At 65.0% G+C, this 13526-nt stretch carries 10 protein-coding genes; 9 read left to right on the top strand and 1 reads right to left on the bottom strand.

Annotation, left to right across the window (positions count from 1 at the left end):
* Positions 1-191: 191 nt before the first annotated feature.
* The 4 genes from OXG33_05355 (at position 192) to OXG33_05370 (ending at position 4623) form a co-directional block, all read left to right on the top strand.
* Positions 192-2750 carry a GH116 family glycosyl-hydrolase gene (locus tag OXG33_05355; GenBank protein ID MCY4113355.1) on the top strand — a complete coding sequence of 853 codons (2559 nt, stop codon included), beginning with the start codon at positions 192-194 and terminating at the stop codon, positions 2748-2750.
* A gap of 272 nt (positions 2751-3022) precedes the next feature.
* Positions 3023-3580 carry a hypothetical protein gene (locus OXG33_05360; GenBank protein ID MCY4113356.1) on the top strand — a complete coding sequence of 186 codons (558 nt, stop codon included), beginning with the start codon at positions 3023-3025 and terminating at the stop codon, positions 3578-3580.
* A 144-nt stretch (positions 3581-3724) separates the two neighbouring features.
* The gene (locus tag OXG33_05365; protein MCY4113357.1) at positions 3725-4078 is read left to right on the top strand and encodes a DUF2384 domain-containing protein; all 354 of its coding nucleotides are present in this window, start codon (positions 3725-3727) and stop codon (positions 4076-4078) included.
* Between the two features lie 5 nt (positions 4079-4083).
* Positions 4084-4623 (top strand): RES family NAD+ phosphorylase, encoded by a 540-nt coding sequence (locus tag OXG33_05370; GenBank protein ID MCY4113358.1) that lies wholly within the window; start codon positions 4084-4086, stop codon positions 4621-4623.
* A 189-nt stretch (positions 4624-4812) separates the two neighbouring features.
* On the opposite strand, the gene OXG33_05375 is transcribed toward OXG33_05370, so the two are convergent.
* Positions 4813-6114 (bottom strand): sialidase family protein, encoded by a 1302-nt coding sequence (locus tag OXG33_05375; GenBank protein MCY4113359.1) that lies wholly within the window; start codon positions 6112-6114, stop codon positions 4813-4815.
* 160 nt (positions 6115-6274) lie between these two features.
* Between OXG33_05375 and OXG33_05380 the strand changes: the two genes are divergently transcribed.
* From OXG33_05380 to OXG33_05400, 5 genes are all read left to right on the top strand, one after another.
* Complete coding sequence (locus OXG33_05380; protein MCY4113360.1) at positions 6275-8377, top strand: beta-galactosidase; 2103 nt, start codon at positions 6275-6277, stop codon at positions 8375-8377.
* Positions 8378-8397: 20 nt separating this feature from the next.
* A complete protein-coding gene (locus OXG33_05385; GenBank protein MCY4113361.1) occupies positions 8398-9696 on the top strand; it encodes an exo-alpha-sialidase in 1299 nt (432 codons plus the stop codon).
* 73 nt (positions 9697-9769) lie between these two features.
* Positions 9770-10597, top strand: a complete 828-nt coding sequence (locus OXG33_05390) for an ion transporter (protein ID MCY4113362.1) — start codon at positions 9770-9772, stop codon at positions 10595-10597.
* Positions 10598-10648: 51 nt separating this feature from the next.
* Positions 10649-11497, top strand: coding sequence for an amidohydrolase family protein (locus OXG33_05395; GenBank protein MCY4113363.1), 849 nt, complete (start codon positions 10649-10651; stop codon positions 11495-11497).
* A 167-nt stretch (positions 11498-11664) separates the two neighbouring features.
* Positions 11665-13458, top strand: coding sequence for a DUF262 domain-containing protein (locus OXG33_05400; protein ID MCY4113364.1), 1794 nt, complete (start codon positions 11665-11667; stop codon positions 13456-13458).
* The last annotated feature ends 68 nt before the right edge of the window (positions 13459-13526 follow it).

Raw genomic sequence — 13526 nt, forward strand, 5'->3', positions numbered from 1 at the left:
ATGTGATCCGCCGGCCCGTTCGTGGTGAGCCCTTCGGCAAGCTCAGGGCAGGCTCCGTCGAACTACAACGGGTTGTCACCGCCGACCGATCCTCGATCATCTCGCCTGTGCCGATGGCCCGTGCGGTGAAATCTGCATCGAGTTTCCCAGCGGATGCTGACGCGCTCGCGCACGTGAGGCACGATTCCTTCATGTCCACCGACCAGCCGGCCCTCAATCCCGCCTGGCCCGTGTTGCGCCGCTATCGCGGCGAGCACCTGCGGCGCGTGGCCATGCCCATCGGCGGCATCGGCACCGGCACCGTCTCGCTGGGCGGACGCGGCAATCTCCGCGACTGGGAAATCGTCAACCGCCCCGCCAAGGGCTTCGTCCCCAACGTCCCCATCACGCGCAACATGACCGAGCCGCGCGCATTCTTCGCCGCCCGAGTTCAGGTCCAGGGCCATCCTCCTGTCACCCGACTGCTCGAAGGCGATCTCGATCCGGTCGAATATGAAGGGACGCTGGGCTCCCCAGCGTCGCACCACGGCCTGCCGCGCTTTGCCGACGCCTCGTTTCACACCGCCTATCCGCTGGCGCAGGTGTGCTTGCGCGATCCCGATGTTCCCGTCGACCTCCGCCTCGAAGCGTTCAACCCGCTCATCCCCGGCCGCGCCGACGACAGCGGACTTCCCGTGGCGGTGCTGCGCTGGATGGCCGGCAACCCGTCGGACGTCCCGATGCAGGTTTCGGTCTGCGCCGTCCTGGCCAACTTCATCGGCACCGACGGAAAGCACGGCCAGCCCAAGCGCAACGTCAACCGCTGGCGCCTGGGCAACGGCCTGCGCGGGCTCGACATGCGCTCCGACGGTGTGCCCGCCGACGCCGAGCAGTGGGGCACCCTGGCCCTCACGGTCCTCGACGCCCCTGACCAGACCGTCACCGCCCGCACCGCCTGGTACGACGTGCCCTGGGGCGACGCGCTGCTGGACTTCTGGGAGGACTTCAGCGCCGACGGCCGGCTAGACGATCGCCCGCCCGGCGCCGCCGATTCGCCCACGGCCTCACTCGCCGCAACGGTGGACCTGGCACCGGGCCAGGATCGCGCCGTCACCTTCCTGCTCGCCTGGCACTTCCCCAACCGCCTCACCTGGGACGTCATGCGCACCGGCGATGACCGCGCTGACTGGGTCGGCAATCACTATGCCGCCCGCGTCCCGGACGCCTGGACCGCCGCCGAAGACGCCGCAGCCCGTCTGCCCGACCTCGAGCGCGACACGGTCCGGTTTGTGCGCGCCTTTTGTGACGCCGACATTCCCGACGCGATAAAGGAAGCCGCGCTCTTCAACCTCAGCACGCTGCGCTCCCAGACTGCCTTTCGCAGCGCCGACGGCGGCTTCTACGGCTTCGAGGGCTGCTTCGACGACGCCGGCGCGGGCTTCGGCACCTGCACCCACGTTTGGAACTACGAGCACGCCACGGGTTATCTCTTCGGCGACCTGGCGCGGGGCATGCGCGACGTCGAGTTCAACGAGTCCACCGCCAGCGACGGCCACATGGAGTTCCGCGCGGCGCTCCCCCGCGGCCGCGCCTCCGCCTGGGGTCTGGCCGCCGCCGACGGCCAGCTTGGCTGCCTGGTCAAGCTCTACCGCGACTGGCAGCTCAGCGGTGACGACGACTTCCTGCGGCGCCTATGGCCCGGTGCGCGCCGCGCGCTCGAGTTCTGCTGGATCGAGGGCGGCTGGGACGCCGACCGCGACGGCGTCATGGAGGGCTGCCAGCACAACACCATGGACGTGGAGTACTTCGGCCCCAACCCCGAGATCGGCGGCTGGTATCTGGCGGCGCTGCGCGCGGGGGAGGAGATGGCCGCCCACGTCGGCGAGACCGAATTCGCCGCCGAGTGCCGCCGCCTCTTCGAGCAGGGACGCGCCTGGATCGACGCCAACCTCTTCAACGGCGACTACTTCGAGCACCAAATCCGACCGCAGCCGGACCGCTCGCGCATCGCCCCGGGCCTGCGCCGGCCCGAGAAGTACGCCGCCCAGAACCTAGAAGACCCCGAGCACCAGGTGGGCAGCGGCTGTCTGGTCGGCCAGCTCGTCGGCCAGGCCGCCGCCCGCCTCGGCGGGCTCGGCCCGCTGCTCGATCCCGACCACGTGGCCGCGACGCTGCGGTCGATCATGCGCCACAATTTCCGCCCGTCGATGCGGGGCCACGTCAACCACTTCCGCAGCTACGCCCTCGCCGACGAGGCCGGCCTAGTCATCGCCGCCTATCCCCGCGGCGACCGCCCCGAGCGCCCCTTCCCCTACTGCAACGAGGTTTGGTCCGGCCTCGAATACACGGCCGCCGTCGGCATGCTGCAGGAGGGCCAGCCGGACGCCGCGCTGCAAGTGATCGAGGCCGTGCGCGCCCGCCACGACGGCGCGCGGCGCAATCCGTTCGACGAGCCGGAATACGGCCATCACTACGCCCGCGCCATGGCCGCCTGGGGTGCCGTGGTCGCCGTCGCCGGCTTCGGCTACTCCGCTGTCCGCGCCGAGATGCGCTTCGCCGCCGACCCCGGCACGGCCTTCTGGTCCAACGGCTCCGCCTGGGGCACCTGCACCCGCACCAAGAACGACCACGGCTGGCACGTGCGTCTGGACGTGCTCGGCGGCGAGGTCCGCCTGCGCGCCTTCGAGCTCACGGACGTCGGTCGCGTGGAGTTCGATGCCGGATGCGAGGTGCATCTGGACAGTCCGCTCACGCTTCACATACCTGCCTAGCGAGACCTTCGCGCAACCCCTCCGTCATTCCGGCGAAGGCCGGAAGCCAGGTCCGGGGCGGCCGGGTCCCAGTCGGACACCTGAAACGGATGGTCCGAGACTCCTCGCTTCACTCGGAGATTCTGTATTCGGCCGTGAAGGATCTTCAGGTAGTTGGCTCGGTGGCCCGCGCTGCGTGCAGCGTGGGACCGGCCGTGATCGTGTCTCCCAGGCTGCACGCAGCCTGGGCCACTGGGTAGTCACCGTCGCCGATCGCACCTTTAGGTGCGAACATGCACCATGCCGAGCCGAGTCTCTACGTCGGCTCCCGCTTCACCACGGTGAAGCAAGGCGAACTGTCGAGGGGTCTGGTTGCCGCAATGCTTTGGCAACTGAACATTGACCGGGAGGAGTTTTTGACCATGACCTACGCCTACCCCTGCGAGCTCACGCCGGTGGACGACGGCAGCCTGATTGCCACCTTTCCGGATGTCCCGGAAGCCATTTCCGGCGGCGCGGACCGTTCCGAAGCCCTGGCGATGGCCGAGGACGCCCTCGCCGCGGCCCTGGCCGGCTACGTGCATGAAAAGCGGGAGATCCCCGCGCCCAGCGAAGCGGTAGAAGGTCAGGCGTTGGTCCCCGTGTCTCCGGTCGTGGCCGCCAAGCTCGCGCTGTATTCGGCCATGCGAACGCAGCGCATCACCAAGGTCGAACTCGCCCGCCGGCTGGGCATCAGCGAGTCGGCCGCGCGCAAGCTCACCAACCCGGACCATCGCTCCCACGTCAGCCAGGTCCACAAGGCGCTCAGGGCCCTAGGGCGCAGCCTGAGGGTCGAAGTCACCGCCGCCTGACGGCGAAGAGCCGCCGGGAATCACCTGACGCTTTACTTTGCGTTCGAGCGCCAGATCGAATGATCTGCGGCCAGAATTCCAGCGCTCTTGTCATTAGCAGGTCTTACATGCTGTCATTGCTATGCCATAATCCACGACACCAACTTGATCCGCGAGACGACAATGGCATTGCTCGCAGAGCGCCTGGGGCAGGTAGCAACGGAACTGCGTCTCGATCAGGCTGACTTGGCGCGAATCCTTGGGGCGAGTCCCCGCACCGTGGCGCGCTGGCTCCAGGAAGAAACTGCGCCGCGAAGAGATACGCGCGAGCGCATACTGGAGCTCGTCGCGGTGTTGAACGCCTTGTCGAAGACCGTCCACGGGCAGGCCGCCTACGACTGGCTCTATTCACCGATTCCGGCTCTCGAGCATCGAAAGCCCGCCGATCTCCTCGCCCAAGGCCGCTACCGCGAAGTATTGGGCGCGATCGACGCGTTGGCCGAAGGGGTGTTTGTCTAGCCGTCGTGTTGGACCCGCGGATCGTCGAACGCATCGATTCGATCGAGCCAGTTGGTTTTGGCGGCCGCGCCTATCGGCACGTTTCCCCGACACACTCGTCCATGTCGGGCGAAGGCGCCCGGCTACACGGCGGACGGTGGAACCCACCAAGGAGCTTTCCCACGCTCTACCTGGCGCTGGACCGTCCCACGATGTTGGCGGAACTGAAGCGTACGGCGCTCAGATTCGGAATTCCGCCCGAGAGTTTGCTGCCGCGAGCGGTCTATCGCTTCTACATAGCGCTCCACCATTGTCTCGACCTGCGGGATGCGAGCGGCCGGGAGGCTGTGGGTCTGAGTCTCGATGCCATTCGCAGCGACGACTTGCGGCGATGTCGAAAGGTCGCAACGGCGGCGCACTACCTCGGTCTCGAAGGATTGCTGGCGCCGTCCGCCACGGGCGCGGGTTTCACGATCGCCATCTTCACGGACCGGCTCCGGCCGGACTCATGCATAGAGCCGGGCGATGCCGAGATTCTGAACGCGCTGCCCCAACCCTGGACCTGATCCCAAGTCGCGTTGGCCTCGCCGCGCAGCGGAAGCAGGGATCGGAGAGCCGCACCGAAATGCCAACCGCCATCAGCGGCTCGCACAGATTGCAAGTAGTACTTTCAATCTGCGCAGCCGCTCGGCTAACTGGGCCGTTCAGCCATGATCGCCTGCACAACGGGCGCGGCGATCGGCCGCCCGCCTACCTCATTCCGGCACCGGCATCTCCGCCAGCATCTCGTCCGTGATGTAGCGACCCAGCCCGAACACCTTGCGGTCCGAGTACCAGAAGATCCGCTCGCCGTTCAGCTCCGTCAGGCTGGCGTACATCGAGAGCCACCATTTGTAGAACGGCGGCACGCCCACGCAGTTGGTGTCAAAGAGCAGCACTGGGTCGCTGAACCAGATCGGCTGATGCGCGTCGGGGCGGTACTCGCCCAGCGAAATGAACTGCGGCCGGCGGCTGCTGTTCGAGTCGCCGATGCCTACCGAGCCATAGCCCCACCCGTCGTGATTCTGGAGCAGCTGGAGATAGCGGCCGTCGTTGAGGCGGTAGAGCGGCGTCGGGGACACCGGGTTCTCCATCGGCTCGCCGCCATCCCTGTACCGGAGCATCTCCGTGGGCCGCCACGAGTGGCCGTGGTCGTCCGAAACCGTGTACCAGATCTGCCCATTGCGCGTGCGCATCACCGTCATCAGCCGGTCGTCCGGCAGCAGCACCGGCGCCGGCTCCTGGCAGAACGACGAGCCTTCCGGGGCGTCCGGGTCGCTTTCGAGCGGCACGGTGATCAGCTCTTCGTCGTCCGGCAGCCAGGTGATCTTCACGTCGCGCGGATCCGGGTCCTCGTCGATGTTGTCGAAGCGCATGAACTGGCAGCGGCAGTCGCTGCGGTAGTACTGCACCTTGCCGTCCGGCCGGCGCACCCCGGTTACCTGCCGCGCCGCCGGCGAGGCCCACTCGGTGTAGCCCACCAGGACCCGGTCCAGCGCGTCCCGGATCGGCTTCTGCCACACGATGGAGTTTGTGCCAATGCTCGGGTCGGGATGGCTCAGGATCGTGCGCCGGTAGGAAATGTCCACGCCGCCCGGCGTCCAGGTGCGGCCGTCGTCGTCGGAGTAGCTGCAGCGCAGAAAGCTGGTCTGATAGCTGAGCCCGACGCCCGTCCCCTTGTTGTAGAAGGCATAGATGCGGCCCGTGCGGCTGATCACCGGAAACCCGAAGCACGTCGCCTGGCCGGGCTTGGGTCCCGGCGGGTCGAACTCGCCCGGCTCGGACCAGCTGCGCCCGCCGTCCTCACTGCGCGCGTAGAGCACCGTGTGGTCCGAGGCGTCCTGCTTGGTGCCATAGGTCCAGATGGCCAGCAGATCGCCGCCCGGCGTCTCGGACACCAGCACGTGGTCCACCGCCTCCACCCACTCCGGCGGCTGCTTGGGCAGGAAGAAGACCAGGTCAGGATTCGTGCGGCGCCAATCGTCGCTAAAGCACTCGTAGTCGCCCTCGACCGGCATGACACACCCCGCTCACCATCACCCCGGACGCGCTCCGTCCGGCTAGCCGCAGCCTAGTCCGTCCCAAGCAGCGGCGCGAACGATTCAGCGCCCCTCACGTCCGCGTTCCCACGCGGGTACGATGCGCGGCACGTGGTGGCGGAGGCGTGGGGGTGGCGTGATGGCGCAGGACAACCGATTCGGCATCCCCGGCGTGCCGTTTCCCGTCGGGGTGGAGTACTACCGCCCGCCCACGCCCAAGCCCGAGGTCTGGGACGAGGACTTTGCGCGACTCAGCGCCGCCGGGTTGCGCGTCGTGCGCTCGTTCCCTTACTGGCAGTGGTTCGAGCCGAGCCCCGGCGTCTACGAGATGGACGACATCGACCTGCTTTTCGACACCGCCGAGAAGCACGGGCTCTACGTCTGGCTGGACGTGCCCACGGCCACTCACGGCGCCGGTCCCGACTGGCTGCTGCGCCACTACCCCGACATGCAAGTCGTCAACTACCGCAACGAGCTGGTCGTGCAGGACGCGCACCCGGCCTATGCCCAGGGCGCCCAGGTCCATTGCTTCGATCACCCCGAGTTTCGCCGCCTGGCCGGCGACTTCCTGCGGCACGCCATCAACCGCTACAAGGACCGGCCCAATCTGCTGATCTGGGGCATCTGGGACGGACCGAACCTGTCGTCGGCCTGGGCGGCCCAGGGCGGTGGTTTCCCCTGCTACTGCGTGCACACGTTGGCGCTCTACAAGGCCTGGCTGCGGAAGCAATTCACCCTGGACGAGCTCAACGTGGTGTTCGACCGCCGCTTCCGCCGCTGGGAGGACGTCGAGCCGCCGCGCTCCAACCGCAACGTCGTCGAGATGCGCTGGTACCGGCGCTTCCATCACGAGAACATCGCCGACTATCTGAAGTGGATGATGGACCTGGCGAACTCTATCGACCCCGTGCACGAAAAGCGCGCCCACGGCGGCTGGCGGCCGCAGCCGAAGGACGAGTACTGCGCCCCGCTGGTCGACAGCTGGGGCATGTCCATGTCGTCCAACCACCTGCTGACCGTGGACGACCCGAACTTCATCGCCGACCGGGCCCTCGGCTTCGACTGGTCACGCCAGGTGGGGCGCAACGGGCGCTGGTGGAACGAGGAGATCTACGCCGGCATGTCGCGCGGTGGCGTGACCTGGAAGAAGCAGTCGCACCCCTGTGAACAGACCATGCTGCTCTGGATGACGCTGATCGGCGGCGCGGCCGGCGCCATGTTCTGGCAGTACCGGCCCGAATACCTGAGCTTCGAGTCGCCCGGCTACAACATGGTGGCGCTGGACGGCGAGCCCACGCCCCGTTTCCGAGCGGTGGTCGAGGCCCTGGAGCAGATTGAGGGGCTGAGCGATCACCTGCCGCTGGAGGTACCGCGCGCCGACGTGGCCATCGTCTACGACGCCCACGCGCACGAGCTGTTCCAATTCGGCGAGCAGGACGAGCGCTTCATGGCCGACTTTCGCGGCGTCTACCGCACGCTCTGGCTGCGGGGAATCCCGGCGGACCCGGTCACGCCCAAGATGGACTGGTCCGGTTACCGGCTGCTGGTGCTGCCGAACGTGGCGCTGATGGACGACGCGACGCGCGACCGCCTGGCGCGCACGCTCGACGAAGACCCTGAGGTCCAGGTGCTGATCGAGGGCAGCTTCGGCACCTACTCGCATGACGGCCAGTCCAGCTACAACCCGCCCGAGGGCTTCGCCGACCGGATCGGCGTGCGCGTGGCGGACCTCTCGGCAGTCACCGAGACCGACATCGCAAACGGGCGCAACGTCCTCGAGACGCCCCACGGCCCGGTACCCGTCACGACCACGTGCGGCTACGCCATCCTCGAACCTCAGGGCTCGACCGAAGCCATCGCCCATCTGGGTGATCAGACGGTTGCCGTGCGCAGCGGAGACGGCCGCATCACCTGGTACGGCCTCACCCTGTCCGCGGGATTCGACGACGTCGCCATTCCCGCCGTCGTGCAGGGCGCGGTCGACGACGCGGGCGTCAGCGCCCCGGTCGACGTCGACGGCGACCCCATCGTGCCGGTTCTCAGGCGATCGAAGCAGGGCGGTTGGCTCATCTTCACGCAGAACCTGTCGCGGCAGGGGGCCTCGGCCACGCTGCGTCCGGCTTGGCCGGTGTCGGAGGTCACGGACCTTATCGCGCACGCCCCGGTCGCCATCGATGACAGCGGCTTCCAGGTCACCATGGAGCCCTGGAGCGTCGGCGTGTTCCACTGCAACGAGGCCTAGCCGAAGAGAGGAAAGCGCCAATGCCGGTTGAAGGCGACTACGCCTGCTACAGCAAGGATTGGCGGCGCACGGACCCGGACCTGGTGCTCCACCTGCCCACGCGGGTGCCCGAACACCCCGAGCACCAGGACCACGTGCTGGTGGACTACACGCCGGGCGGCGACCTGCTCGCCATCTGGACCCTGGCCTATGAGCCGGACGCACGCGACTACGGCGTCTACTTCGCCCGCAGCTCGGATCACGGCCACACCTGGACCGAGCCGGCGCAGATTCACGAGGCCGGGACGGCCGGCCAGGTCAGCAGCTTCGGCTTTCCCGTCATTGCGTCCAGCGGGCGCATCTACTGCTACTACAACCGGTCCGTCGGCTACGGCGAGAACGCTCTCAACGCCGTGCTGCGCTGTCGCTACTCCGACGACGACGGCCACACCTGGATCGACGGCGGCGTCGACATCGAGTACCGCCGCACGCCCATCGATCATCCCGATCCCACGGTTCCGCCCATGGGGATCGTCTGGCAGAAGCCGATTCGCGACGCCAAGGGGCGCCACGTGGTGGCGTTCACCCGCTGGGCCGCGCAGTACATCACGCCCAAGCCCTACGTGCCGCACATGGGCGACCGGCCCAACGGCATGTTCCGCGAGTTTCGCTGCGAGTTCCTGCGCTTCGAAAACATCGACGAGGGACCGGACCCCACTGACGTGCAGATCACCTGGCTGCCCGAGGACGAGAACCTGATCCAGGTGCCGGTCAGCTTCGAGCCGCAGGCCTCCGACGGCTACACCTTCTGCGAGGAGCCGGGGCTGGTGCTGCTGCCGGACGGCCGCCTGTTCGCCGAGATGCGCACCGCCAACGGCGAGCTCTGGTACACGGTGTCGGACGACGCCGAGGCGCTCACCTGGCGTCCCACCGAGGTCCTGCGCTTTCGCGATGGCGGAGAGCCCATGCTCAACCCCAACTCGCCGTCGCCGATGTATCGGTTGGAGGACGGGCGCTACCTGCTCCTCTTCCAAAACCACGACGGCTGGGGCTATGGCGGCAAGGGACCGCTCGCGTTAGAGAGCCGCCGCCCGCAGTTCCTGGCCGTCGGCGAGTACCGGCCGGAGGCCCATCAGCCGGTGTGGTTCAGCGAGCCGCTGCTGCTGTTCGACACGCACAAGGTGGGCGTCTTTCCGCTCTTCATGTGGTGGCTGTCCATGTATTCCAGCCTCACCGAGCGCGACGGGCGCCGCATCCTCTGGTACACCGACCGCAAGCTGTTCTCGCTGGGCAAATACATCACCGACGAGATGCTGGAGCCGCTGACAGTCCCGGTGTGACGCGCTCGCGGCATTGACAGGGAGCGGCTCGGCCGGTACGCCATAGCCGCACCACCACCGAGATCAGCGCCTGATGTATAGCCGGATCAAGCGCCGCGCCTACGAGATCGTCGAGCCGACGCCCGAAGGCGACCGCCCAAGCCACTTCTTCGACATGGCCCTTATCACGCTCATTTCGCTCAACCTGCTGGCGATCGCCCTCGAGACGATTTCGCCCCTTGACGAGCGGGCCGGCGGCGCCTTTCTTGTCTTCGAGATCGTATCCGTGGCGATCTTCACGGTGGAATATCTCGTGCGCGTCTGGGCGTGCACGGAAGATCCGGCCTTCGCCCACCCAATAAAGGGACGGCTGCGGTTTGCGATTCAGCCGATGGTGCTGATGGACCTGATCGCCATCCTTCCGTTCTACATCCCGCTGCTGGTGACGGCCGACTTGCGCTTCGTGCGCTCGCTGCGGCTGCTGCGAGTCTTCCGGCTGGTCAAGATCACGCGCTATTCCGAGTCCATGACAATCGTCGGCTCGGTCCTGCGCAGTCGTCGCGAGGTGTTGCTCTCCACCCTGTTCGTCACCTTCGTCCTCCTGTTCATGGCGTCGGTGCTGATGTACTTGGCGGAGCGCGACGCGCAGCCCGAAGGCTTCTCGAGCATTCCGGCCGCCATGTGGTGGGGCATGGTGACGCTGACGACCGTGGGCTATGGCGACCTGGCGCCGGCGACGCCGGTCGGTCGCATTCTGGGCGCCGTGGTCGCGCTGTTTGGCATTGGGCTCTTCGCCTTGCCCGCCGGAATCCTGGGGTCGGCCTTCGTGGACGAAATCGAGGCCCGCCGGTCCGCGAGGCAAGTGCAGGCGTGCCCCCATTGCGGCAAGCCCATCGGCGACCACGCGTCATCCGACACATGACCCAGGGCGCGTTGGTACCCTCGGCCATCCCGCGCGTGCGAGAGATCAGCCATGACGTCTGACGCGCCCATCGTTGTCGACGCCCACAACCACTATTGGGTGATCGGGAAGTCCCACTTGAATTGGATGGACGACTCCATCCCCGACACGTTGCGCCGGACGTACACCCCGTCCACCCTCAAGCCGCGCATGGACGCCGCGGGCGTGCATCGCTCGGTCATCGTCGAGGCGAGCACGGAGTGGGCCGAGCAGCCCTGGTACCTGGACCTGTGCGACGAGTACGACTTCGTCGTCGGCGTGATCGCCAACCTGGATCTTACGGCCTCGGATCTCGAAGCGAAGCTGGAAAAGCTTGCGGCCAGTCCCTGGTTCAAGGGCCTGCGCGCCGGGGCCGAGAACATGCCCGACACCGCCTGGCTGGCCCGCGACGACGTGCGCCGCGGCATCCGTACCGTGGTCTCGCGCGGCTACATCGTGGAGCTGCTGGTCAAGACGCCGCACCTGCCCCACATCCCCACGATCGCGCGGGAAAACGATGGCGGGAAGCTGATCGTGGATCACATGGCCAAGCCGCCGTTCGAATCGGGCGACCTCTCGGCGTGGCATGAGGGCATGCGCGCGCTGGCGCCCTACGAGCACCTGCGGGTGAAGGTTTCGGGCCTGCTCACCGAGTGCCCCTCGTCGCCGACCACGGCAACCATCCAGCCGGCGGTCGACACGGTCCTCGACGCGTTCGACATCGACCGGCTGATCTGGGGCAGCGACTGGCCGGTGGCCCTGATGGCCGCCCCCTACGAGGACACGTTCGAGCGGGTCACGGCCGCACTGGGCGGGCTCAGCCCCAGCGAACGCGCGGCGCTGCTTGGCGGAAACGCCATTGATTTCTACGAGCTTGCATGAGACGTGCCTGCCGAACATGAGCAATTGGAGATCGTCGGCGCACCGGACGGAATGCGCGCTGCGTGCGTTTCAACTTCCAACACGTACTTTCGGGCACGCTCTAGCGTGATGGAATACCGGCCAAACCCCGCAACCGTCTGCTGTAGATGCCTGACGAAAGGAATAGGATGCCCGTACAACGCTATTCGGTAAACCAATATCCAATCGAGACCTTACTCACCTGGATCAAGACGGATGAGATCGCTATCCCAGAGATCCAAAGACCATTTGTTTGGAACGCGGCTAAGGTGAGGGACTTCATAGACTCTCTCTACAACGGCTATCCCGTCGGTTATCTGATCGCATGGCGGAACCACGATGTTCGACTGAAGGACGGAACTCAGTCGGCAGGCAAGCGCATATTGATCGACGGTCAGCAGCGCGTAACCGCGTTACTGGCTGCACTGCTTGGCGAGCAAGTAGTCACCAAGGCCTACAAGCGCACCCGAGTTTCCATAGCTTTTCACCCCGGTGAAGAACGCTTCGAAGTAACGAATGCGGCAATTCGCCGCGACCGCGGATGGATCGCCGATATCTCTACCATGTTCTCGTCAGACGTTAAGATATTACAGATATTAGATCAATATTGTAACGCGAATCCAGCGGCAGACCGGGACAAATCCTACGAGTGCCTTGAGAAGCTTCGCGGGATTACCAGTAACCATCTCGGCCTAATCGAGTTGAACTCGGATCTTGAGGTGGAGACCGTGGCGGAGATCTTCGTGCGCATCAACCGCCAGGGAGTGACGCTCAATGCGGCCGATTTCGCAATGTCCAAGATGGCGGCAACCGAACAGCACAACGGCCACCTGCTACGCAAGTGCATCGATTACTTCTGCCACCTTGCAGTTGCTCCGGAAGCGTACTCGAATCTAGCGAACGATGGAGACTTTGCCTCCACTGAGTACTTTCGTACATTGGAGTGGCTGAAGCACGAAAAAGACGACCTTTATGATCCCTCATATACAGATATGCTGCGGGTCGCATTCACATCACGGTTCAAGCGCGGAAGCTTAGAAGATTTGGTTGCACTACTCTCGGGCCGTAATTTCGAGACCCGAGTCTTTGAAGAAGCAACGGCGCAGAAGTCATTCGAGACACTTGAGAATGGCATCCTGAGCTATATGAACGAGACTAACTTCAAGCGGTTTACTATGATCCTACGCTCTGCTGGATTCGTAGATTCGTCTTTAATACGGTCCCACAATACTGTAAATTTTGCTTACATACTCTATCTGACACTACGTGAACAGCAGGAAGCTCCTCATCGGATAGAACGGCTCGTTCGCCGTTGGTTTGTGATGTCAATCCTGACTGGCCGGTATACTGGCTCTCCTGAAACCGCCTTCGGCGTCGATATTGGCAACATTGATTCGCAAGGCGCAGCTGCCTATCTTGATACCATCGAACGCGGTGAGCTCTCAAGCGCGTTCTGGGATGTTGGTCTGCCTCAACAGATGGATTCGTCTGTGGCTAGCAGCCCTTATGTCAACGTTTACCTTGCCAGTCAAATAAGAGCACAGGACAAGGGATTTCTCTCGCGCGACATAACCGTTCGTGACTTAATCGAAGGTCAACTGCACATTCATCATGTTTTCCCCCGAAACTACTTGAGGCAGCATGGGTTGCAACGAAGGCGGTATAATCAGATTGCGAATTATGTAGTGATGCAGCCGGAAATCAACATCGCAATTGGAGACAATGCTCCATCGGCATATTTTTCCGAGCTATGGCACCAATGTAACAATGGGCAGACTCGGTACGGAGGGATTACTGACGCCGATGAACTGAAAGACAATCTTGGTTCTCACTGCATCCCTGGCGGGATGGATTCGGCTACAGCTGGAGACTATGACCGGTTTCTTATAGAACGGCGAAGGTTAATGGCTGGAAAGATGCATGATTACTATGTGGCTCTATAGTGACTCTGCCGAACAGCCATCGCTCGTTATTGTGTATATGGACCTTTGCAAGTGTCGGTTGTCCTGGC

Source organism: Chloroflexota bacterium, assembly GCA_026708035.1.
GTDB lineage: Bacteria > Chloroflexota > UBA11872 > UBA11872 > UBA11872 > JAJECS01.